This is a genomic window from Streptococcus nidrosiense (assembly GCF_042140045.1).
GTDB classification, from domain to species: domain Bacteria; phylum Bacillota; class Bacilli; order Lactobacillales; family Streptococcaceae; genus Streptococcus; species Streptococcus nidrosiense.
In genome coordinates, this window is sequence record NZ_CP152419.1 from 126,607 (window position 1) to 148,304 (window position 21,698).

The window sequence follows — 21,698 nt, forward strand, 5'->3', positions numbered from 1 at the left end:
AAGTATTAATCGTCACTTCCAAAGATACGCAAGAAGCTAAGGAAGAGGTTAATAAAGTCAAGATAGAGGCTAAGTGCTAATGAAATTGCCCAACCTGTAGCGACTTGACCATTTGATTCTTCATAAACATAGCGAATCTTTTGGTTATCCCAAGCAATCAAACCTGCAAAAACAAGAACCATGACAATACTGATAATGTAATCGAATAGACCACTGTTTAAGAATACATTAACAATCATAGCCAAGATGAGACCTACCAAGGCTCCAATCAAAGCACGTCCGATACCACTCAAGTCCTTTTTAATCACAACTCCAATAATAGCCATGACAAAGAAGAGAGCTGCGCTGGAAATAAAGGCCGTTAGAACCGTTCCTGGTAGATAGAGCGACACGATGAAACTCAGTGAAAAACCGTTCACTACTGAATAGATGAGAAACATCGGAAGAGCTGCTGGGCTATTTTTATAAGCCATATTACTGGCTGCAATGACAAGAGCAACTTCAACTACTCCTGTTACGATTAGCCATATGCGGGCGTTAAACATCAACTGAACAAGAAGGTCTTGGAAGGTTGTTAACATTAAGGCTGAAACAAGTGCAGATAAGGCGATCCCAATCCCTACAAAAGCATAGACTTTTGCATAAAATTGATTCAGGCCAGAACTTTCTTGAATAATTGTTTGATTCATATCTTTTTCTCCTTATGAAATCTTTTTACTGATTATAACAAAAATAAACTATTTTAACTCAAATAAAACATGAGTATGCCTGCAGCAATGGCAACGTTGAGACTTTCTGCCTGCCCTTTCATGCTGATATGAACCAGCTGGTCTGCCTGGTCTGTCATGAATGGACTAATGCCTTGACCTTCATTCCCCATGACCAAGGCAAAATCTTCTAGGCAAGCCAGTTCACGATAATCTTTAGAATTTTGAGACAAGGTAGTTGCCAGAACCGGTAAATCACTATTTTTAGCCTCTTCAACGAATGTTTCAACAGACATGCGATAAATGGGCAAATGGAAATGACTGCCTTGCATGGAGCGGAGAGCCTTCAAACTATAAATATCTGCTGATTTGCTTGAAACAATGACTCCTGAAAAACCTGCCGCATCTGCTGTCCGAATCATGGTCCCTACATTTCCAGGATCCTGCACATCTTCTAAAAAGAGATACTTCCCTTGGCTCAAATCTGGCAACTGGTCCTCTTCCTTTTGAACAATGGCAACAATGCCCTGAGGCGTTTGGGAATCTGCTAAATCAAGCAGAATTTCTTCGGTTACAAAAACAGTTTGAGGATAGTCTACCAGTTTATCTCCATACTCTACCAGAGCAAAAATTTTTTCAATCTTTGCACCAGCTTGAACAGCTTCTTCAAACAAGTGCCAACCCTCAATCAAGTAAGAGGTTTTCCGATATTTTTTTTGATGTAATTTTTTGGCATTTTTCACCACAGAATTGGCTTTAGAGGTTATAATAGTCATAGAAATATTATAACACAATCAAGGAGGTTTGGTATGCAAAAGGTTAAAATGATCGCCCAAGGTCGCGTCCAAGGAGTGGGCTTCCGCTGGGGTGTCTATACCCTAGCTCTAGAACTAGGTGGCATTACGGGTCGTGTCTGGAATAACGACGATGGAACAGTTGAAATTCTAGCTCAGGCTGAGTCTTCTGCCATCATGGCCAAGTTTATCCAAGAGATTCGAAAAGGCCCTACCCCATTCTCTAAAGTAACCTACCTAGATGTGCAAATGAGTAACTTTCCATCTTATTCAGACTTCAAAGTCGCAAATTAGGTCTCTAGAACTATTGTATATTTTCCAAAAAAACAGTAGAATAGAAAGGTATAATTTTTAAAGAAGGAATAAAAACAGTGAAATCAATTAAACGAATCGCTCTCTCAGTCATGGGAGTGGCTATGCTATTAGTCTTGACAGGTTGTGTCCAGGTTGATAAAGCAACAGGTAAGCCAATTGGTCCCGTTTGGGATTTCTTGGGTGCTCCGATGGGAGAAGCTATCAAATACTTCGCTAATGACCAAGGCCTCGGTTTCGGTGTTGGAATCATCATTGTAACCATTATCGTCCGCTTGATTATCCTCCCACTTGGTATCTACCAATCATGGAAAGCAACGCTTCACTCTGAGAAGATGAATGCTCTCAAGCATGTTCTTGAACCACATCAGACTCGTCTGAAAGAAGCAACGACTCAAGAAGAAAAATTAGAAGCTCAACAAGCTCTCTTTGCTGCTCAAAAAGAGCACGGCATCAGCATGTTTGGCGGCGTGGGATGTTTCCCTATTCTCATTCAAATGCCTTTCTTCTCTGCTATCTACTTTGCTGCCCAACATACTGAAGGAGTTGCCCAAGCAAGCTACCTAGGAATTCCTCTAGGCTCACCTAGTATGATTTTGGTTGCCTTTGCTGGTATCCTTTACTATCTTCAATCACTCCTTTCTTTACATGGAGTTGAGGATGAAACTCAAAGAGAACAAATCAAGAAGATGCTCTATATGAGCCCTCTCATGATTGTCGTGTTCTCTGTCTTCTCACCAGCCAGCGTTACACTTTACTGGGTTGTCGGTGGTTTCATGATGATTCTTCAACAATTTATCATCAACTACATCGTTCGTCCAAAACTTCGTAAAAAAGTACGTGAAGAATATGCCAAGAATCCACCAAAAGCAAGTAAAACTTCAGCTACTCGTAAAGATGTCACACCTGAACCAGTCTCAGCTATCGCAACTTCTAACAAGAAGAAAAACAAAAAACGCAATTCTGGCAAACAACATTCTAGATAAAGCTACGTGTATTATCCAATAATTAAAAAACGAATGAATGACAAATAGTTTTCATGAACTAGGTATCATTCATTCGTTTTTATTATCTACTTTCACATCTTAATTTATTTAAATCCTATAACAACAAATTAGTAAGTAAATCACTTTGATTTAATACAATTGAGAGTCATTAAAACTTCTGCTCCCTCGTCTCTATTCCTCAGTTCGACTTGGCCTTTATGCAGTTTTGCAACTCTACATACAAAACTAAGTCCAATACCATAGTGTTGCTCTTTAAACGATCTAGCTTTATCCATACGATAAAAGAGCTTCCCATAATTATTTAAAACTTCTTCTGGAAATTCAGAGCCATTATTCCATATACCTATTTTTAATTCTTTTCCCTCTTGCTCTACTCTAATTTTAATTTTAGGATTCTGTTTATCTGCGTACTCCAAAGCATTTGTTAAAATATTTTGTATTGCACGAATCAGAAGAGATGGATTTATATAATAGCTTTCAGTTCCTTTCAAATTTTGTTCAAAAGAAAACTTCATCTGATTTTTTATCAAAAAAGAGACTTCTTTCTCTAATTCATTGATAAAATCTGAAGAAGAATACTCCGTCCAACCTGTCTCATCATCATAGTAAGTTTTAGAATAATGAATCAACTGATTAAAATAATCAAGCAAGCGTTGACTAGCATGAACTATATCTGCTAAACATTCTTTAGACTGCTCATCTTTAGTGGACGTGTGCAAAAATTCTGCATTCCCTTTGATGATAGTTAAAGGTGTCTTCAAATCATGAGACACTGCTGAAACCTGAAACATCAAATCTTCTTTCTGTTGCTTCTCATCATCTAATAGCTGTCGAATACGATCTTGCATCACAATAATTCGATTTCCAGTCTCACGAAATTCCTTAACTGTTAATCTTTCTGTACATTCGCTTTCTAGCCACATACTCTTTTCATAAATCAAATTCATTTCATAACTCAGTTTTTTCAACAATTTTCCAATGTGATAACTTATTAGAACAATCAATAAAACACAAATATATACCCATGATGACACATTGAAAAAAATTGATTGAACATCATTATTTTTAAGAGGTTTTCCATCCTCCATTATTTGTATGGATACAGAAGCTAAGGGAATAAGATAGGCCATTAATAAGCCAAGACTAAACTGCCAAATAATTCTCCAACAGGTTTCTCGAATTAATTGTCTAAAACTTTTGATTCTACCCATTGATAACCTCCACCGTACAAGGTTTTAATCGGATTTAATTGATAAGGTTTCAGCTTTTGACGAATTTGATAAATATACTCTGAAACCGAACGTAAAAGAGCTTCTGAACTTTGTGGATATAGATAATTATAAATTTCCTCAATTGAGTATATTTTATTTGGGTGACTTGCTAGAAGGCTGACAATATCAAATTCCCTTCTTGTCAAGGCAATCTTATCATTCTTTATAAATAGTTCCTTACTATCAGTATATAGTACAAGCTTCCCGCTTTTTATCTGATGAACAGTTCCTTTAGTCCGTTCTTCACGACGTAGGTGCATTTTAACACGTGCTAAAAGCTCCTGCATACTAAAAGGTTTCATAATATAATCATCGGCGCCTGCATTGATTCCAGCTACCAAATCTTCAGCCATATCCTTAGCAGTTATAAAACAGATAGGAACAGTTATCTGATCGCGAATCATCTGACAGATTTCTAAACCACTAACAGGCATCATAATATCTAACAAAATCAAGTCAAATTCTGTAAAATCACAAAGATCAATCTCTTCTATGTTATTTCGTATGACTACTTCATACTTTTCATACTCTAGTACCTTTTTTATTAGGCGAAGAATAGCAAGATCATCATCTACCACTAAAATTTTATAAGCCATAACTCACGCTCCTAAATTATATTATATCATTAACTGATAAAAAGACAGGATATCCCCTGTCTTTAGCGTACATTTCTTTCTCTAAGTATCAGTGTAGCAACTACAAAAACAATTAATAACCAAACTATTTGTATCCCCAGACCTTGCCAAACTGGATAATAAAGTGATAAAGGATGGATATAGTAACAGTTCATACTAGCTAGTAATGGTAAATTTCTAAAAAAAGAACTGAATTGTAGTAGCATTTGTCCCAACCCCAATAAAAGGGATAAACTTATTCCCAAAATTAAGATAAAAGACTGGGAAATAAATACAAAAATACCACTTAAAAGAGAGAAGGTTAAAATAGAAATACAAACTGTAAATAGGATTGTTAGAACATGTTTAATATTGCTCAAAAGATTGATATTGTAGTATCCTTGGGCAATTAGTATACATACTGATATTACAGCTAGCAATAATACAATTTCCACACATAACACAATAGCTAGTTTACATATTATAAATTTCAAACGGTTTGGACAGGTAAGAAAACTGGTACGAAGGCTAGAACCTGTAAATTCTTGACCTATAAATAGGACAGCTAGACTAATGAAACCTGCCTGTCCTAGATAGAGACTTTGCAGTAGCTGTTCCAAAACAAAGTCTAGTGTCAACTGGTCTGGCTTACTATTTAAAAAAATAACCATCGCCGGAACACAAAGTAACAGAGCACCTATAATCAACCAGTGCCAAGGATTCATCATAAACTTGAGATACTCACTTTTAAGTTGATCTTTCAACTTACTCACCTCCTCCGATATCTGACTGAAGTAATCGGTAGATTGCCAAAGCCAAGAATGACAAATTCCAACATAGTAAAAGCAAAATATTTTGTAAACTATTCTGTTCTAACATTTGAGGAGATGTAGCAATCAGTCCATAGCTCAATGAAACTGGCAGAAATTTTGCAATTGATATATGGTCGGCTAAGAATGTTCCTAAATTGTAGACTTGAGGAAGCAAAAACAATAGGGGAACAAGGGCTTTTTTAAATGTTAAAGCTAGAACATAGGCTAAAAGCCCCAACAATGTCCAAGCTATACTGTCCAAAAACATATAGAACCAAACTGTCCCATTTAGTGAAAAAAGCAATAAACCATCTTGTCCTAAAACATAATGTGTCATGTTAATCGTCAGAAATATTGATAGGAAGGAAATGACAAAAGAAAATGCCAGCCAAATTAATGTCTTTGAAACTAGGAGAGTAATTCGACTCGTATTCGAGAGGAGGCTTGTGCGAATAGCAGAGCCTTTATACTCTTCAGCTCCGTAGATTGAGCCTAAGATAATCATAAAAAAAATGCCAACTAGAGTAACATCAAATCCTAAAAATTCAATAGGTGGAATAGCTTCTACTAACTCTGGGGTTGTCTCTGGTGTAGCATGGATACCAACTGAAACAATTTGAGAAGCACCAATATTTGCTAAAAACGTTTGAAATACCAGTATCAAGAATAGTACAATATGAGTAGCTTTCTTATAAAGTAATTTCAAGATTTCAGAATGAAGAGAGTAAATAAGTCCCATGTCACTTTCCTCCCTCTGTTAAACTAAAGAAGACTTCTTCTAGTGAAGAAAGATTTTTCATCACTTCTTGTAAAGTCCCTTTTATAAGAACTTTGCCTTTATTTATGATGACGACATCATCTGTTACTGCTTCCACTTCCGATAATATATGAGATGATAGTAAGACTGTCTTCCCTTCTTGAGCCTGTTTTTTTATAAACTCTCTAAACCAACGAATTCCTCTTGGATCCAACCCATTTGTCGGTTCATCCAATATCAGATACTGAGGATTCCCTAATAGAGCTGTTGCAATTCCCAAGCGTTGTCCTTCTCCTAATGATAATTTCCCAATTTTAGATTTTTTCTTATGGCTAATATCCACCATATCCAAGACTTGCTCAATTCGCTGACTGGATATCCCATTACTAGCAGCAACAATTTTCAAATGTTGATAAACAGTCCGATCATCAGGAGCTCCGACACTGTCAAATGAAGCTCCTACAGTCTTTAGAGGAAATTGTAATTCCTTATAAGCTTGATCTCCAATTTTGGTAAGACCAGATGTTGCTTTATCTAATCCTAATAAGATACGTAAGGTTGAACTTTTACCAGCTCCATTTGGACCCAGGAAAGCAGTCACTCTACCTGCTTTTGCTTCAAAAGAAATATCTTTTAAAATTTGAGTTTGACCATATGACTTACATAGATTTTTAATGGTAATACTTTGTTCCATGATATTCTCCTATTCAATTTGTTGTATCAATTTAAACAAGTATATATTAACCAATAATTTTCGGATTTTTTTCAGAATTTTAAATCTTTGTAAAATCTGTACTGTCATATAACTCATAAAAATTTTATTTTGTTTAATTTAGTCTTATCTATATTTATTTGTGTAAACTTAAAAGCCCGATGTTTCCATCAGGCTTCTTTTTTATCCATGTACACGTTTCATGTAATCTTGATAACTTTCTGTGTCCATTAATTCCTTAGCATTCTTGACGCGATCTGCTGTTGGAGGTTTAACTCCTTCAAGGGAATATGGAATCCCAAGTTCACGCCACTTGAACTCACCCATGGTGTGGTAAGGCAAGATTTCAAACTTATCAACATTTTTGAGAGTTTTTACAAACTTACCAAGTTCAATCAAATCCTCATCTCTGTCTGTCAATCCAGGTACAAGAACGTGACGAATCCAAACAGGTTTACCGATTTCTGACAAGTACTGAGCACAAGCCAAGATGTTTTTATTTGTTTGACTGGTTACAATCTTGTGTTGTGCTTCGTTGATTTCCTTGATATCAAGGAGAACCAAGTCAGTCACGGCCATTAACTTGTTGAACTTTTCTAGATAGCGTGGTTTGTTACGGAATGGAAGGGCACAAGTATCCAAGGTGCAGTGGATACCTTTTTCCTTTGCCTTAGTAAAGAGGGCAATCAAGAAATCAATCTGCAAGAGGGCTTCTCCTCCACTGACTGTGATACCTCCCTTGTCACCCCAGAAACCACGATAACGAAGCGCTTCTTCTAGAACATCATCTACTGTTCGTACACGAGATTTATTTGTTTCCATAGCCCAAGTATCTGGGTTATGGCAATATTGGCAACGCATCTGACAGCCTTGCAAAAAGACAATAAAACGAATCCCAGGGCCATCTACCGCCCCAAAACTCTCTGTCGAATGCACCATTCCTGTCACTTGTCCATAGTCAATTATTTCCTCAGACATATCGTTACCTTCCTTGAAAACGTTTTATAGTTTTTATTATACCATGACTGAAAAGAAAAACCACAGATTTTGCCTATTTTTTAGAAAACAATCTGTTTTTCACTTTCAACTTTCATGATTTTCAAAATATTTATTAATCCTTGTCAAAATCAAAGCCATAGAGAGTCGCAAAATAGTCCTCTGGTCGCTCTGCTCGGCGGATCAAGCGTGCTCCACCATCCTCTGTATATAGAATTTCTGCCGAACGAAGCTTGGCATTGTACTGGTAGCCCATAGAGAAGCCATGCGCACCTGTATCATGAATGACTAACAAATCACCAATTTCTGTTTGAGGTAGTTCACGATTAACTGCAAACTTATCGTTATTTTCACAAAGAGAACCAACAACATCAACCACTTCAGTCTGACCATCAGGATGCATCATATTGGTGATGTGGTGATAAGCGCCATACATAGCCGGTCTCATAAGATTGACAGCTGACGCATCTACTCCTAGATAAGTACGGTAGGTTTTCTTTTTATGAGTAACTCTTGTAACAAGAATGCCATGGGGTGCCAACATAAAGCGACCTAGTTCTGTAAAGATTTTAACCTGACCAAGACCTGCTGGTGTGAGGACTTCTTTATAAACCTGACGAACTCCCTCACCAATCAAAGCAATGTCATTAGGTTCTTGATCTGGGCGATAGTTAACCCCGATACCACCTGAAAGATTGATAAAATCCAGTGAAATACCTAACTTTTCCTTGATTTCTACTGCCAATTCAAAAAGCTGACGTGCTAATTCTGGATAGTAGAGATGGGTCACTGTATTGGAAGCTAGGAAGGAATGAATCCCAAAGGTTTTAGCTCCCTTTTCTTTCAAGATGGCAAAGGCTTCAAAAAGCTGTTCCTTAGTCATCCCGAACTTAGCTTCACCAGGATTATCCATAATGTCCGTACCCAGTTCAAATACGCCACCAGGATTGTAACGGCAAGAGATGATTTCTGGGATGCCTGCTGCACGTTCCAAATGCTCGATATCTTCAAAGGCATCTAAATTAATCGTCGCACCTAATTCACGAGCATAGGCATATTCTCTATCTGGGGTGTTATTAGATGAGAACATCATATCCGCCCCTGTAAACCCAAGCTTGTGACTCATCAAGAGTTCGACATAACTAGAACAATCCACTCCACATCCTTCTTCTTGCAAAATCTTCAAGATAGCTGGTGTTGGGGTTGCTTTAACTGCGAAGTATTCTTTAAAGCCCTTATTCCAAGAAAAGGCTTTGTTTACTGCGCGTGCTTTCTCACGAATCCCTTTTTCATCGTAGAGGTGAAAAGGGGTTGGAAACTCTTCGACAATCTTTTCTAAAGCTTCACGTTTAATAAATGGTGTTTTCATAGGACTCCTTCATATTCATTATCAAAGAAAGGCTGGGACGAAAGTTCCAACCTTTGTATTTCAAGTCAATTCTTATTTTTCTGTATCGAAGATATTTCCAACTTCAACAGCAATTTGTTGGTTCTTCACATCAATATTTGTGACTCTCAAGAGTGATTTATAGTCAAACTGTTGTTCACGATCTTCCTGAGCATTATCAGCAAAGACAGCTACACCAGCCAACTCTGAATCAAACTCTGTTAAAAGGCTAATCATCCCGTTAATGGTTCCTCCACCCTTCAAGAAGTCATCGACAATCAAGACACGACTTCCCGCTTTGAGGCTACGTTTTGAAAGGAACATTTTTTCAATACGGTCGCTAGAACCTGAAACGTAGTTGACACTTACGGTCGAACCTTCTGTGATTTTCAAGTCTCGACGGACAATGACAAAAGGTACATTGAGGACATTTGCAACTGCATTAGCAAGCGGAACCCCTTTGGTTGCCACAGTCATAACCGCATCAATCTTTTGATCCATGAAGCTCTTAGCAATAATGCGACCAATATTTTTCAAGATGGACGGTGTGCTGAGCAGATCCGATAGATAAATGTAGCCACCTGGAAGGATACGGTCGCTTTCTGAGAGCTTTTCACGCAACTCATCAATAATAGCTTTAGAATCTTGGGTAGAAATAGATGGTGTAAAAATAACTCCTCCACCTGCACCTGTCACTGTTTGGATATGACCAATTTCGATCTCTTCAAAAGCACGTTTGATGATGACGATATCTTCTGAAATAGAAGACTTGGCAGATTCATACTTTTCTGCAAAGGTGTTGAGACTGGTTAATTTGTATGGATTGTTGATCAAGTAATTGGAAATAACAACCATCCGATCACTTCTTCTTAATTTCATTATGCATTTACCATTCTTTTTTATTTAGTCTTTTTCTCATTATATCACACTAGAGTTAAAAAAACGAACTTTATTACCTAAATAAAGCTCATTTTTTTAGTTTCTAGTCTAATTTTGGCTTATAAAAGGAACGATTGTCCATGGCAAAGACCTTATTGGTCATTTCTCCCTCATCAACAAGAGCGAGAGCCGTTGACATCATCATCATACTTGCGTCCAGATTGTCAATCATGTGAATAATCTCTGCCTCCATAATGCGTGGACGGACTGGGCTTCCGTACTCAAGGAGGCCATGGTGACTGAGAATGACATGACGAAGAAGGACAACCTCTTCTTTGGTATCATCGATTCCAAGTTCCATAACTGCTTTTGTGATTTCACTGTCAATCAAAGCAATGTGCCCGAGGAGATTGCCTCTGACCGTGTACTCAGTTTGGTCAGGACCTGTCAACTCGATGACCTTGGCTAAATCATGGAGCATGATTCCTGCATAAAGTAAACTTTTATTGAGCTGAGGATAAATATCTGCTATCGCTTCTGCCAAACGAACCATAGTAGCAGTATGGTAAGCAAGACCTGTCTCAAAAGCATGATGGTTGGTCTTAGCAGCTGGATAGGAGTAGAATTCCTTGTCATATTTGGTGTAGAGTTTCCGAACAATTCGCTGCCAAATAGGATTTTCAATTTTGAAAATCATCTGTGACATATACTCACGAATCTCTTTGGCATCTACTGGAGATTTAACCTTAAAGTCCGCTGGGTCGTTGGGTTCGCCAGGCTGAGGTAAGCGAAGGGTGATCTGATTAACCTGAGGGGTGTTATTATAAACTTCTCGGCGTCCCTGCATGTGGACTACTTTCCCTGCTGTAAAGGTTTCAACATTGTGGGGTTGAGCATCCCAGAGCTTCCCTTCGATTTCTCCACTATCATCTTGGAAGGTGAAGGCTAGGTAGTTTTTCCCAGCACGTGTCTGTCTCAGGTCAGCTGACTTGATTAGGTAAAAACCTTCAAAATGCTCATCTTTCTTCATGTGACTAATCTTCATATTCTTCCTCATCTTCTTGGAATTGAAGCAAATCAAGCGCAGGCTCACCTTCTGATAACTCAATGTGACGAAGCGTTCGCTCGATAGCTGTAGTACGACGGTTTAATAAATCATCAATATTGCCTGAGGCATGTTGGAGATGTTTTTGTGCCTTGACCAGAATCCCACCAAACTTGCCAAATTCGGTTTTGACATTGGCTAGAGTTTGGCTAATATGATCGGCACTCTTTTGGATATTCAGAGTCTTGAAACCAACCGATAGGGAGTTAAGAAGAGCCGACAAGGTACTTGGACCTGCAACGATAATTTGCTCCTCCCGTCTCAAATCATCAAAGAAAATCGGATTTCGAACAATTTCCGAATAGAGTCCTTCTGTCGGAACAAACAAGACTCCAAAATTGGTTGTCCGAGGTGGCGCCAGGTACTTACTCTTAATATCCTTAGCAAAACGCTTGACGCTTGCTAGGAGAGACTTACGACAGCGCTCAATCTCGTCCTTATCACCTGCTTCATAAGCTTCTTCTAAGCGGTAATAATCCGCCAGCGGAAACTTGGAGTCAATCGGTAGGTAAACATATTCTTGGTCTCCTTGCCCAGGCAACTTAATAGCGTATTCCACACGTTCACTCGAGTTTTCAACAGTTGCAAATTCTCGTTCATACTGGGCAGGTGTCATGATATCTTCAATAATCTGTCCCAGTTGTAATTCACCTAGAATTCCTCGCGTTTTAGTCCCAGAAAGAACTTTATTTAGCGCACCGACATCTCGCGCAACAGTTTGCATTTCACCCAGACCTCGATTGACAGATTCCAGTTGTTTAGAAACCGTCTCGAAGGAGGCCTGCAAGCGTGTCTGCAAGGTCTTTTCTAATTTCTCCTCAACCGTTTGGCGCATTTGTTCTAAGCGTTGCTCATTTGATTCCTGCAAGGCTTGGAGGCGTTGGTCAGTCTTATCTCTGGTTTGGAGGAGGTTTTCGTTCATTTCCTGCCGAACTTGAGTTAAGCCTTGGTGCAATTCAATCCGCACCTCCTGCAAACGGTCACTAACAGCTACTTCTAGATTTTTTTGATCTAGCTGACTAGCTTGTCTGGCTTGTTCAAATCGATAATCTAGCTGGTCTGATAGGTTATCTGCTTGGTCCTCCAAACTCTTGGTCAGATATTTTTCCTGCTTGTCCTGCCTTTGCCATATGAGAAAGAGGCCGGCTAGATTAGCAACTAATAAAACAACAAGTAAACTTTCCATCCTACCTCCTATCTTTGCTATGCAAGACGACCACATAGCCATCTGGGCAAGTCACTGACACTTCCCTATCTATATATTCGTTAGAAGCATAAACTTTCTTAAAGAAAAAATTCTCCTCTGTCAGTTCATACTTGGCACCGAGTATTGTCAAACGACTATCCCTCACAGGCATAAAAGCAAGGTAATCATAGTCTGAACGTGGTTCAAGTTGACTGGTTCCTTCTGGACAGTAACGAATCAAATTTTGTCCATCCTCAATCTCTATTTGACGCATATAGGGCGCCAATTTAAGATTGCTGGGTAGAAAGACATTAGCTAACATATGGTCAATGCGACCACCTAGGGCACCAAAAATAGTAACCTGAGCTTGAGGACTTTTTTCAAAAATCGTTAAAAGCGCTAGTTCCAGATCCGTATCATCTTTTTCTGGCTGGGCTTGGACAAAGTGCTGGGCATTCGCTTGAATCAACTGCCGTTCTTCTACAGTCACAGAATCAAAATCCCCAACTGCAAGAGCAAGAGGAAGTTTTTTCTCTAGTACCCAAAGCGAGCCTCGATCCACACCGACATAGCAATCAAAATCTGTTCGATAGTGACCACGGTCTCCACCAGCAAAAACTGCAACCCTAGTCCAGTTCTTTTCTGAGAGCTTGCACTCGTTCATTGACATCTCCCTTAAAGACATAGGACCCTGCTACAAAGACTGTGGCGCCAGCTTCTTTGGCTTGAGCTATGGTATGATCATCAATCCCACCATCCACTTCAATTTCAAAATTCAATCCTTTTTCCTCACGAAGGGCAGCCAATTCACGTACCTTATCCATGGTTTCTGGCAGAAAGGCTTGCCCACCAAATCCAGGGTTAACTGTCATGACTAATACTTGGTCAACTAAGTGTAGCACATGCTTAATCACCTCAACAGGTGTACCAGGATTAATGACGACTGAAGGTTTGACACCAAGAGAACGAATTTTTTGAAGGGCCCCATGGATATGAGGTGTTGCCTCGACATGGATGCTGATAATATCCGCTCCTGCACGCGCAAAGTCTTCTAGATGATGTTCAGGATTTGATACCATCAAGTGGCAATCAAAAACCATCTTGCTATGAGGACGAAGGCTTTCAACCACACCTGCACCAAAGCTGATCTGAGGTACAAAGTGACCATCCATGATATCGATATGGGCGTATTCTGCCCCAGTTGCTTCTAGGCGTTTAATTTCACGTTCAAAGTTGGCATAATCTGCTGCCAGAATTGACGGAGCAATCTTGTATTGAGACATAGGCTTCTCCTTATTTTGGAATTTTTTTGCTGACTTTTTTATAGGTTTCTCTGCGATTTTCTATCTCACTAAGAAATTGCAGGTAGTTGTCAAAACGGAAGGTAGCAATGGTACCTTCTTCAACAGCTGGTTTTACAGCGCAAGATGGCTCATGGGTATGAGTACAGGTACGAAACTTACAATCACGACTGACACTAGCAATCTCTGGAAAAGCCTGATTCAGGTCTTCTGCTGTTGTCACTTCATAATCTAGCGATGAAAATCCTGGGGTATCTGCAATTTTACCACCATTGAGATTGTAAAAACTAACCGCTCGAGTGGTGTGACGACCGCGACCCAGACTGTCTGAGATTTCTCCTGTTTCAAGATTGAGATCTGGTGCGATTTTATTGAGGAGGGTTGACTTCCCAACACCCGTCTGCCCCATAAAGACCGTAACCTTGCCTGTCAACAAGGGTAAAAGTTCTTCTTTACTCGTCACAAAGTCGTAACCAATAGCATCATAGGTTTTCTCGTAAAAATCCAGCTCTCCCCTATCCTCTAATAAGTCCATTTTGGAAATATAGACAATAGGATGAATGTCCTTGTGCTCTAAAAGAACCAAGAAGCGATCCAGCAAGTTGCTATTAAAGTCAGGTTCTTTAACCGACATAATGACAACGGCCTGGTCAATATTGACAATGGGTGGGCGAACCAGACTATTTTTTCGTTCGTGAATCTTGAGAATATAACCTTCGGAATTTTCCTCCGCAGAAAAATCTACCCAATCTCCAACATAGGGCGTGTGACCTTTTTTACGGAAATTCCCACGCGCGCGTGTCTGATAGACCTGACCCTCACTTTCCACATAGTAGAAGCCCGCCAAGGCTTTAATAATTTGTCCCTGCATCTTAGAGTCCTTGTCCTTTAAGCGCATCTGCTAGACTGGCAAATTCTTCTAATCCAAGAGCTTCACCGCGTACACTTGGGGATAGTCCGGCCTGGTCCAAAGCCTTAGTCAATTTATCCTTGACTTCTTCAGTCTTGCCAAAGTAACCTGTCAAGTTGTTCCACAAGGTCTTGCGACGATGGGTGAAACTAGCCTTGGAAACCTTAAAGAAGAAGTTCTCATCTGTTACTGCTACAGCAGGTTCTGGACGACGTACCATTTTCAGGATAGCTGAGTCTACATTTGGTGCTGGCACAAAGACCGTACGAGGTACAATAAAGGCAACCTTAGCTGTCATGTAATACTGAACGGCAATCGACAAGCTACCGTAAGCCTTGGTATTTGGCTTAGCAGAGATACGATCCGCCACTTCTCTTTGCATCATGACCACAAACTCACTAAAAGGAATGCCACTTTCAATCAAGTGCATGAGAATAGGTGTCGTGATATAGTAGGGTAAGTTGGCCACTACCTTGATTGGTAAATCAGGATTTTTGAAATTCTGGATATGCTGCGCCAAATCAACCTTGAGAATATCTTCGTTAACTACGGTTACATTATCAAAATCACGCAAGGTATCAGCTAAAATTGGTACCAAGCGATGGTCAATCTCAAAGGCCATAACTTCAGCTGCACGCTCAGCCAAAAATTCCGTCAAGGCACCAATACCCGGCCCAATCTCAATGACATTGACCTGGTCATCAATCTCAGCCGTATCCACAATTTTTTGAAGGATATTGGTATCGGTCAAGAAATTTTGTCCGAAGGACTTTTTAAAAGTAAAGCCGTGACGCTCCAGCACTGCCTTGGTCACGCTATAATCTGCAATTCTCATTTATTCTCTTTTCTATTTATTAGCTAAAAATAATATATAAAACCCACATAATTCCTAGTGCCAACAAAATCCAAAACACTAAAAGAACACGAGGTTTGTTCCCTTTTGAATCAGATCCAGTCATATCAAGCACTTTCTTATCTTCTTGGGGGTTCGTTTTCTTGAGTTCATCCTGATAGGCAACCGAATCTAGAATATTGTCTTCTGGCAATAATTCTGAAGCATAATAGTCAGGAAAACCCATAGCAAGACCAATTAAGTTCTCTTCTGTCAAAGAAAAATCTAAATCTTTGGGTTGATTTTCCCGAATAGCCCGTATATTTTTTAACAGTTTATCAGAAACAACAGACACTTGGTCCATAAAAACAACATCTAAGACATCAAATCCGAGCACATCACCATCTTTTACGTTTGCAAGAATATAACGAACAAAGGCATCATATAGTTGCACGGATTGTGGGGCATTCTCTTCTAAAAAAGATCGGTTTTTGAGGGCATTCTGCTGGAATTTTTCAATAGAAAGCAAGATATCTACATTCTGCTCTTGGTAAAATCTTTCTGCTTGCTCTTCATCTTCTTCCAGTTTTTCTGCTGTTTCCCAGAGAGCAATCGGAGCTTTTAAATCTTCTTCATCCCAAAATAATTGCCAAAAATAGGGTATTGTGTAAATTCCCTCTGTTAGAATACGAGCTTCATCTCCGTTTTTTAAGTAAATATAAGTTCTATTTGCCATATCATTTCCTTTCACAATCTTTGAAAAAGGTTAGTGGTTCAAGTAGGATGTAGATAAAACTATATAGTTTCCCAATGTAAAGAAACTCTCTAATCTTTAGCTCTGCCTTCTAGTTCCTCACTGAGCTTTTGCATCTCTTTAAAAGCTGTTAGGCTAACATAGGCACCCGCTTCATAGTATTCCGTTGGATTAATGGCATAGTCAAAAACTTCAATCATGCCTCCTGCTTCTTCAATCATGCCATTCCATTTTTCATCAAAGACCATTCGCAGACGTTTCCAATCAGTAAATACAGGCACAGAATTTCGCCCATCTTTTCCTTCTTTAACTGGAATGTTGAAACTAGAATCTTTTTCTAAAACGAAGGAATTTCCTTCCTGACTATCGCCCTTAAATTCCGAAGCCACATCTAGAGGAATTAGGAATTTAGCTTTCGGCATAGCTTCTGAAAAGAACTTATAATAGAGCCTATAAATTACTTCTTCATCTTCTGTCGTCGGGCTATCCAATTGTCCCATCAACAACATCCATCTTACTAGGTCAGGATTCATTACAGGAACTTGTATTTCTGGTAAATCAGAAAAATCTGGTTTTTGGACTAAGGCTGAAGCACTGATGCTGACTTCCTTGGAATTAAAGATTGCTCCCAAGGCACCATTTAAGTAAAAGGCTGTTCCAAGGAAATTCTCAATCCCTTTTTTATCTTCCGTATTTTCAATCAGTTTTACGACAGAGTTTGGTCGACTATCAATGGTTTCCTTGAATTGGCGATACCAAGATGGCGTCAAAAGCATGATCATGGGATCCGTACAGAGATACCCCTCTTCTCCCCTGTCATAGGTCGTTGAGAAAAGATAGGGTTCGCCTGTTTTTTCTGAGAAAACTGCATAAACTGAATCTGCTGCTAACAACTTATCCTTGACAATTTCTGCTAGACGCTCCAACTTGCGGGTGTTAGCTTGATAGCTTTCTTCACTTTCAGTTTCCTGATTTTGACGGCATTTCCATAAAAAGAGACGTAAAATTTCTACGCTATCATCAAGGCTAGCTGCCAAATAGTCTTCATTTGTTAACTGACCCTCTTGGATGGCTACAAAAGCACGATAAAGAGCATCTGAATAGCTAGATAATTTTTGCTCTTCATCAACACCTGAACTAAAGAGCACGCTTCCCTTTTTCAGTTTATCCAAAGAAGGAATCCTATCAACCACTAGATGCACGAGAACTTCATCAGTAAGACTATCTGCATCTTTGTTTTGACTGCTGAGTTTTTTAACCTCTACACTACCAAGACTTTCCATTCCTTGGTCGGGATTGCAAAATTGCAACTGATCCCCAACATTCAGACTACCTTCTAAACTCCCAACAATCAATAATTGATTCGTTTCCTTCATCGAGAACAAATCTAGAACACCAATACATGCATTGTTTTTAGATTCTTCTCTTTCTTTCTGTGCTTCAGTGATTTCAGCTGCCTCTGCAGTTTCCGTCTTTTTTAAAAAATCAAAGATTCCCATAACTTCTCCTCATTATCTCCAAGCAAGACTAATCCCGTGGAGCACTTTTCTAATGCTTGCTATCAAGCCTGATTAAACCGTATATGATTACTTCTATTGTATCATATTCCCCCTACATTTTGGAACGGATTCTCAATTCTCATACGATTTCATGGCATCTTCAACTTCAGCTAAACTGACACCAAACAATTCCAAACGCTTGAGGAGCTGTTTGCCATTGGAATAACCAATACGAAGGCTTTCTCCTAGATATTCTCTGCGTTTTCGGCTGTCTGCTCCAGCTAGAAACCCTAATCGAATCAAGTCACTACGGCTAATGTCAAAGTCACTTTCTGCTTCAAACTGCTCTGTGACTTGTTCCAGCGCTGTTTTTAGATCTTCATAGCTTGCGTGTTCAATCCCCAGAGAACGTCCCTTGGTCTTGGACTTAGGAACTGCCTCATCACGTTTGAGAAAAGCGTGTTGCACTGATGGAACAGCCGTCATAATCATCCGACGGATTCGTTCCCCATTAAAGTCAGGATCTGTAAAGACAATCACCCCATGACGTTGGTGTAGACGTTGGATACGCTCAAGGTCCTGCTCATTGATAGCGGAGCCACGAGTCTCATAGGTCTCCACATCAAAATAACGTTTGAGATTGGCCGTATCATCACGCCCTTCGACTACGATGACTTGGGAAATTTTCTTTTTCATAATTTACTTTCCAGTCCAAAGATTCGTTCTGCATTGGCACTGGTCGCAGCAGCTAATTCTTCTGCCGTCACGCCACGCAAGTCTGCAATAAAGTCCACTACATAGCGCGTGTAAGCTGTCTTGTTTTCGCGACCACGCTTGGGTACTGGGGCTAAATAAGGCGCATCTGTCTCTACTAAAATCTTATCCAAAGGCAATTCTTTGGCTGCTTCCTGGATATCTGTTGCCTTCTTGAAAGTTACCACTCCAGAAAAGGAAATGGTCATACCTAACTCCACAAACTTTTCAGCCCATTCCAGAGAACCTGAGAAGGAGTGCATGATGCCACCACGGGGACCGACTCCCTCACTTTTGATAATTTCATAGGTATCTTCGAGCGCATCACGGGTGTGAACTACAAAAGGTAAGTCCAATTCCTTTGATAGCTGAATCTGACGACGGAAAACCTTCTCTTGCACTTCTTTAGGCGCTGTCATCCAGTGATAGTCCAAACCAATCTCACCTAGGGCAACAACTTTTGGATGCTTTAGTTTTTCTAGCAAGTAATTCTCAATATCCTCTGTATAATCTCCTGCTTCTGTAGGATGCCATCCAATAGTCGCATAGAGTTGGTCATATTCTTCCACCAACTCTAGGGCACGCTCAATAGTCGGTTTGTCAAAACCAACAATATTCATCCGAGTCACACCCATTTCAGCTGCTAATGCTATTTCTTCTGCTTCTCTTCCTGAAAATTCTTCCACATTCAAGTGGGTATGTGTATCAAAAATCATGTATATTCCCTCGTTTTTTCTACCTTCTATTATACCAAAAAACTAGTCTCATTCTTATAGGAAAAAATATTTTGAAATCATTCATTTTTTCTTGACGGCTTTTTTTCATAGCAGTATAATAACTCTTGTTGAAATTTTTCAGAAAAGGAAAGAAAATGTTTACAAAACTGAAGTATACCTTTATTGGTCGTCCCCTTAAGTCCTTAACTGAAGGCGAGGGAGGACTACTTGGAAAAACGCAGGCACTTGCAATGCTCTCAAGCGATGCTCTATCATCTATTGCTTACGGGCCTGAGCAGGTCGTCCTCGTCTTGGCTAGTCTTTCTCCCCTCGCTATTTGGTGGAGTCTTCCTATCGGCATTTTTGTCCTCTTACTATTAGCTAGCCTGACCATTTCCTACCGGCAAATCATTCACGTCTACCCTCAAGGTGGAGGTGCCTATATGGTAACTCGAGAAAATCTATCTCCTGAGCTAGGTTTGATTGCTGGAGGAAGCCTGCTTGTTGACTATATGCTAACAGTAGCCGTATCCGTGGCTGCAGGAGCTGATGCTATCACAGCAGCACTGCCTACCCTCCACCCCTATAACCTCCACATCTCCATTTTTCTGGTCTGTTTGCTCATGCTTTTGAATCTGCGAGGATTGAGGGAATCTGCTAGTTCTCTGATGATTCCGGTCTACCTCTTTATCTTTAGTACAGTCTTCCTCTTATTATTTGGCTTATTCCAACTGTTGACAGGTTCTCTCAGCTATCATGCAACTTCTGCAATTGGTCAAACTGTCCCAAGTCTCTCAATCGTCCTGATTTTAAGAGCCTTTACCAGCGGTTCAGCTTCACTAACTGGAGTTGAAGCTATCTCAAATGCTGTTCCATTTTTCAAGACCCCAAAAGAAAAGAATGCAGCTCAAACACTGACCATCATGTCTCTGATTCTTGGATTTCTCTTTGCAGGGATTACCTTCTTAAATTACTGGATGGGAATTACACCTCAACACGGAGAAACAATCCTCTCACAAATGGCTAAAGGAATTTTAGGGGATTCAGCTCTCGGTCAGATTGTTTATTATCTCTTCCAATTTTCAACTGCCCTAATCCTAGCCGTAGCTGCAAATACTGGTTTTTCTGCCTTCCCGATGTTGGCATACAATATGGCTAAGAACAAGTACATGCCCCATCTCTTTATGGAAAAGGGAGACCGCCTGGGTTACTCAAACGGTATTTTAACATTGGCCTTCGGTGCTATGATCCTCCTGCTTATTTTCAACGGAAATACAGAACGCTTGATCCCTCTTTATACTATCGGAGTTTTCGTCCCCTTTGCCCTTTCTCAAACAGGGATGATTCGCCACTGGAAAAAAGAAAAAGGTTCTCATTTCTTGAAGTCAGCTTTTGCAAATATCCTCGGTGCCATCATTTGTTATGCTATCGTTCTTATCTTACTCTTCTTCAGACTTGGAGATATCTGGCCATTCTTCCCTATTATTCTGGTCCTAACCTTCCTCTTCTTGTCCATCCACAGTCATTACCAAAAAGTGGCCAAACAGCTTCGCCTTTATGAAGGAATTCAAAAGAAAACCTACGATGGCAATGTCGTCCTTGTCTTAGTAGGAAATGTTACTCGAGTCAGCGTCGGAGCTATTAATTACGCTCAAAGCATTGGAGATGAGGTTTTGGCGATGCACATTTCCACCAAGGAAACTGAGGAAAAAGACCAAGAAATCCTCCAAGAATTTGCCGACTACTTCCCAAATATCACTCTTAAAAACATTAATACTAGCTATCGCGATATCATCACTCCTACAGTTCGCTATGTTCGAAAAATCTCTCAAGAAGCCAAGAAAAAGAACTACACAGTCACAGTTCTAGTACCCCAATTTATCCCTAACAAACCTTGGCAAAATATCCTACACAATCAAATGAGCCTCAAATTAAAATATGCTCTCAGATGGCACGAAGATGTCGTCGTTGCCAGCTACTCTTATCATTTGAAAGAATAAAGAAAAGCTCAAAATCAGAAATTCACCTTCTGATTTTGAGCTTTTTTCTATATGTTGTCTTTCCAATACATCTGCTGAAGTTTTTATTCTAAAACAGGTATTTTAGAAAATTCACTTTTTTAGGCAACAGAAAAGCCAGTAGACTCGAGTTCCTACTGACTTCTTTGTTGAATTCGTTTGGATTATGCAGCCAAAACTTTGCGTCCTTTACGACGACGAGCTGCCAATACGCGACGACCGTTTTTAGTTGACATACGGTTACGGAATCCGTGTTTGCGCGCACGACGTAGTTTACTTGGTTGATAAGTACGTTTCACGATGAATACCTCCTCATAGATTTTGTATTCGTTTAGCCGGCTATAAAGTGATCAGTTACTAAACATACTTTACTATT

24 protein-coding genes are annotated in these 21,698 nt (G+C 39.7%); 3 read left to right on the top strand and 21 right to left on the bottom strand.

The annotated features are described in order from the left end of the window. Nucleotides 1-5: 5 nt before the first annotated feature. Both AAFQ93_RS00535 and AAFQ93_RS00540 read right to left on the bottom strand, forming a co-directional pair. Nucleotides 6-689, bottom strand: coding sequence for a Bax inhibitor-1 family protein (locus AAFQ93_RS00535; protein WP_375555350.1), 684 nt, complete (start codon nt 687-689; stop codon nt 6-8). Between the two features lie 53 nt (nt 690-742). Continuing rightward, nucleotides 743-1,483, bottom strand: a complete 741-nt coding sequence (locus AAFQ93_RS00540; protein WP_070460792.1) for an RNA methyltransferase — start codon at nt 1,481-1,483, stop codon at nt 743-745. 33 nt (nt 1,484-1,516) lie between these two features. Here AAFQ93_RS00540 and AAFQ93_RS00545 point away from each other — a divergent pair, with 33 nt between their 5' ends. After that, on the top strand, nt 1,517-1,795 hold the full coding sequence (locus AAFQ93_RS00545) for an acylphosphatase (RefSeq protein WP_049502928.1): 279 nt from the start codon (nt 1,517-1,519) through the stop codon (nt 1,793-1,795). A 77-nt stretch (nt 1,796-1,872) separates the two neighbouring features. Then, on the top strand, nt 1,873-2,799 hold the full coding sequence (gene yidC / locus AAFQ93_RS00550) for a membrane protein insertase YidC (protein ID WP_049528270.1): 927 nt from the start codon (nt 1,873-1,875) through the stop codon (nt 2,797-2,799). Between the two features lie 140 nt (nt 2,800-2,939). Here yidC and AAFQ93_RS00555 read toward each other — a convergent pair whose 3' ends face one another. The 18 genes from AAFQ93_RS00555 to AAFQ93_RS00640 form a co-directional block, all read right to left on the bottom strand. Beyond that, nucleotides 2,940-4,031, bottom strand: coding sequence for a sensor histidine kinase KdpD (locus AAFQ93_RS00555; protein WP_049528273.1), 1,092 nt, complete (start codon nt 4,029-4,031; stop codon nt 2,940-2,942). Next, the gene (locus tag AAFQ93_RS00560; RefSeq protein ID WP_049528276.1) at nt 4,001-4,687 is read right to left on the bottom strand and encodes a response regulator transcription factor; all 687 of its coding nucleotides are present in this window, start codon (nt 4,685-4,687) and stop codon (nt 4,001-4,003) included. Before AAFQ93_RS00560 ends, AAFQ93_RS00555 begins: the two co-directional genes overlap by 31 nt. A gap of 62 nt (nt 4,688-4,749) precedes the next feature. After that, the gene (locus tag AAFQ93_RS00565; protein ID WP_375555351.1) at nt 4,750-5,469 is read right to left on the bottom strand and encodes an ABC transporter permease; all 720 of its coding nucleotides are present in this window, start codon (nt 5,467-5,469) and stop codon (nt 4,750-4,752) included. Nucleotide 5,470: 1 nt separating this feature from the next. Beyond that, entirely contained in the window at nt 5,471-6,256 is a 786-nt protein-coding gene (locus tag AAFQ93_RS00570; protein ID WP_070460798.1) for an ABC transporter permease, read from the bottom strand. Nucleotide 6,257: 1 nt separating this feature from the next. Then, on the bottom strand, nt 6,258-6,968 hold the full coding sequence (locus AAFQ93_RS00575) for an ABC transporter ATP-binding protein (protein WP_070460800.1): 711 nt from the start codon (nt 6,966-6,968) through the stop codon (nt 6,258-6,260). Nucleotides 6,969-7,169: 201 nt separating this feature from the next. Next, nucleotides 7,170-7,964, bottom strand: coding sequence for a pyruvate formate-lyase-activating protein (pflA, locus tag AAFQ93_RS00580; RefSeq protein WP_001287990.1), 795 nt, complete (start codon nt 7,962-7,964; stop codon nt 7,170-7,172). A gap of 133 nt (nt 7,965-8,097) precedes the next feature. Beyond that, entirely contained in the window at nt 8,098-9,351 is a 1,254-nt protein-coding gene (locus AAFQ93_RS00585) for a diaminopimelate decarboxylase (protein ID WP_375555352.1), read from the bottom strand. Nucleotides 9,352-9,423: 72 nt separating this feature from the next. Then, complete coding sequence (purR, locus tag AAFQ93_RS00590) at nt 9,424-10,248, bottom strand: pur operon repressor (protein WP_375555353.1); 825 nt, start codon at nt 10,246-10,248, stop codon at nt 9,424-9,426. A 103-nt stretch (nt 10,249-10,351) separates the two neighbouring features. Continuing rightward, nucleotides 10,352-11,293 (bottom strand): 3'-5' exoribonuclease YhaM family protein, encoded by a 942-nt coding sequence (locus tag AAFQ93_RS00595; protein ID WP_375555354.1) that lies wholly within the window; start codon nt 11,291-11,293, stop codon nt 10,352-10,354. Beyond that, a complete protein-coding gene (rmuC, locus tag AAFQ93_RS00600) occupies nt 11,283-12,539 on the bottom strand; it encodes a DNA recombination protein RmuC (RefSeq protein ID WP_375555355.1) in 1,257 nt (418 codons plus the stop codon). Before rmuC ends, AAFQ93_RS00595 begins: the two co-directional genes overlap by 11 nt. A gap of 1 nt (nt 12,540) precedes the next feature. Further along, on the bottom strand, nt 12,541-13,203 hold the full coding sequence (locus tag AAFQ93_RS00605; RefSeq protein WP_075227334.1) for a thiamine diphosphokinase: 663 nt from the start codon (nt 13,201-13,203) through the stop codon (nt 12,541-12,543). Next, the gene (gene rpe, locus AAFQ93_RS00610; protein WP_223140186.1) at nt 13,166-13,822 is read right to left on the bottom strand and encodes a ribulose-phosphate 3-epimerase; all 657 of its coding nucleotides are present in this window, start codon (nt 13,820-13,822) and stop codon (nt 13,166-13,168) included. The genes AAFQ93_RS00605 and rpe overlap by 38 nt, the downstream gene beginning before the upstream one ends. Nucleotides 13,823-13,832: 10 nt before the next feature. Next, a complete protein-coding gene (gene rsgA, locus AAFQ93_RS00615) occupies nt 13,833-14,711 on the bottom strand; it encodes a ribosome small subunit-dependent GTPase A (RefSeq protein ID WP_223140187.1) in 879 nt (292 codons plus the stop codon). 1 nt (nt 14,712) lies between these two features. Further along, a complete protein-coding gene (rsmA, locus tag AAFQ93_RS00620) occupies nt 14,713-15,585 on the bottom strand; it encodes a 16S rRNA (adenine(1518)-N(6)/adenine(1519)-N(6))-dimethyltransferase RsmA (RefSeq protein ID WP_223140188.1) in 873 nt (290 codons plus the stop codon). A gap of 19 nt (nt 15,586-15,604) precedes the next feature. Continuing rightward, nucleotides 15,605-16,318: a dimethyladenosine transferase gene (locus tag AAFQ93_RS00625; protein ID WP_223140189.1), complete on the bottom strand. Its 714-nt coding sequence runs from the start codon at nt 16,316-16,318 to the stop codon at nt 15,605-15,607. A gap of 89 nt (nt 16,319-16,407) precedes the next feature. After that, nucleotides 16,408-17,835, bottom strand: a complete 1,428-nt coding sequence (locus AAFQ93_RS00630; protein ID WP_223140190.1) for an SseB family protein — start codon at nt 17,833-17,835, stop codon at nt 16,408-16,410. A gap of 132 nt (nt 17,836-17,967) precedes the next feature. Then, the gene (rnmV, locus tag AAFQ93_RS00635; protein WP_223140191.1) at nt 17,968-18,531 is read right to left on the bottom strand and encodes a ribonuclease M5; all 564 of its coding nucleotides are present in this window, start codon (nt 18,529-18,531) and stop codon (nt 17,968-17,970) included. Continuing rightward, nucleotides 18,528-19,304, bottom strand: a complete 777-nt coding sequence (locus AAFQ93_RS00640; RefSeq protein WP_223140192.1) for a TatD family hydrolase — start codon at nt 19,302-19,304, stop codon at nt 18,528-18,530. Before AAFQ93_RS00640 ends, rnmV begins: the two co-directional genes overlap by 4 nt. Nucleotides 19,305-19,459: 155 nt before the next feature. Here AAFQ93_RS00640 and AAFQ93_RS00645 point away from each other — a divergent pair, with 155 nt between their 5' ends. Beyond that, nucleotides 19,460-21,304: an APC family permease gene (locus AAFQ93_RS00645; protein ID WP_375555356.1), complete on the top strand. Its 1,845-nt coding sequence runs from the start codon at nt 19,460-19,462 to the stop codon at nt 21,302-21,304. 182 nt (nt 21,305-21,486) lie between these two features. Here the strand turns inward: AAFQ93_RS00645 and rpmH are convergent, their stop codons facing one another. After that, nucleotides 21,487-21,621 (bottom strand): 50S ribosomal protein L34, encoded by a 135-nt coding sequence (rpmH, locus tag AAFQ93_RS00650; RefSeq protein WP_000831905.1) that lies wholly within the window; start codon nt 21,619-21,621, stop codon nt 21,487-21,489. Nucleotides 21,622-21,698 lie beyond the last annotated feature (77 nt).

Excerpts from the sequence above, each read along its gene's own strand:
- AAFQ93_RS00535 (WP_375555350.1), bottom strand. The coding sequence starts at position 689 with ATGAATCAAACAATTATTCAAGAAAGTTCTGGCCTGAATCAATTTTAT.
- AAFQ93_RS00540 (WP_070460792.1), bottom strand. The coding sequence starts at position 1,483 with ATGACTATTATAACCTCTAAAGCCAATTCTGTGGTGAAAAATGCCAAA.
- AAFQ93_RS00545 (WP_049502928.1), top strand. The coding sequence starts at position 1,517 with ATGCAAAAGGTTAAAATGATCGCCCAAGGTCGCGTCCAAGGAGTGGGC.
- AAFQ93_RS00555 (WP_049528273.1), bottom strand. The coding sequence starts at position 4,031 with ATGGGTAGAATCAAAAGTTTTAGACAATTAATTCGAGAAACCTGTTGG.
- AAFQ93_RS00560 (WP_049528276.1), bottom strand. The coding sequence starts at position 4,687 with ATGGCTTATAAAATTTTAGTGGTAGATGATGATCTTGCTATTCTTCGC.
- AAFQ93_RS00570 (WP_070460798.1), bottom strand. The coding sequence starts at position 6,256 with ATGGGACTTATTTACTCTCTTCATTCTGAAATCTTGAAATTACTTTAT.
- AAFQ93_RS00575 (WP_070460800.1), bottom strand. The coding sequence starts at position 6,968 with ATGGAACAAAGTATTACCATTAAAAATCTATGTAAGTCATATGGTCAA.
- pflA (WP_001287990.1), bottom strand. The coding sequence starts at position 7,964 with ATGTCTGAGGAAATAATTGACTATGGACAAGTGACAGGAATGGTGCAT.
- AAFQ93_RS00585 (WP_375555352.1), bottom strand. The coding sequence starts at position 9,351 with ATGAAAACACCATTTATTAAACGTGAAGCTTTAGAAAAGATTGTCGAA.
- purR (WP_375555353.1), bottom strand. The coding sequence starts at position 10,248 with ATGAAATTAAGAAGAAGTGATCGGATGGTTGTTATTTCCAATTACTTG.
- AAFQ93_RS00595 (WP_375555354.1), bottom strand. The coding sequence starts at position 11,293 with ATGAAGATTAGTCACATGAAGAAAGATGAGCATTTTGAAGGTTTTTAC.
- rmuC (WP_375555355.1), bottom strand. The coding sequence starts at position 12,539 with ATGGAAAGTTTACTTGTTGTTTTATTAGTTGCTAATCTAGCCGGCCTC.
- AAFQ93_RS00605 (WP_075227334.1), bottom strand. The coding sequence starts at position 13,203 with ATGAACGAGTGCAAGCTCTCAGAAAAGAACTGGACTAGGGTTGCAGTT.
- rpe (WP_223140186.1), bottom strand. The coding sequence starts at position 13,822 with ATGTCTCAATACAAGATTGCTCCGTCAATTCTGGCAGCAGATTATGCC.
- rsgA (WP_223140187.1), bottom strand. The coding sequence starts at position 14,711 with ATGCAGGGACAAATTATTAAAGCCTTGGCGGGCTTCTACTATGTGGAA.
- rsmA (WP_223140188.1), bottom strand. The coding sequence starts at position 15,585 with ATGAGAATTGCAGATTATAGCGTGACCAAGGCAGTGCTGGAGCGTCAC.
- AAFQ93_RS00625 (WP_223140189.1), bottom strand. The coding sequence starts at position 16,318 with ATGGCAAATAGAACTTATATTTACTTAAAAAACGGAGATGAAGCTCGT.
- AAFQ93_RS00630 (WP_223140190.1), bottom strand. The coding sequence starts at position 17,835 with ATGGGAATCTTTGATTTTTTAAAAAAGACGGAAACTGCAGAGGCAGCT.
- rnmV (WP_223140191.1), bottom strand. The coding sequence starts at position 18,531 with ATGAAAAAGAAAATTTCCCAAGTCATCGTAGTCGAAGGGCGTGATGAT.
- AAFQ93_RS00640 (WP_223140192.1), bottom strand. The coding sequence starts at position 19,304 with ATGATTTTTGATACACATACCCACTTGAATGTGGAAGAATTTTCAGGA.
- AAFQ93_RS00645 (WP_375555356.1), top strand. The coding sequence starts at position 19,460 with ATGTTTACAAAACTGAAGTATACCTTTATTGGTCGTCCCCTTAAGTCC.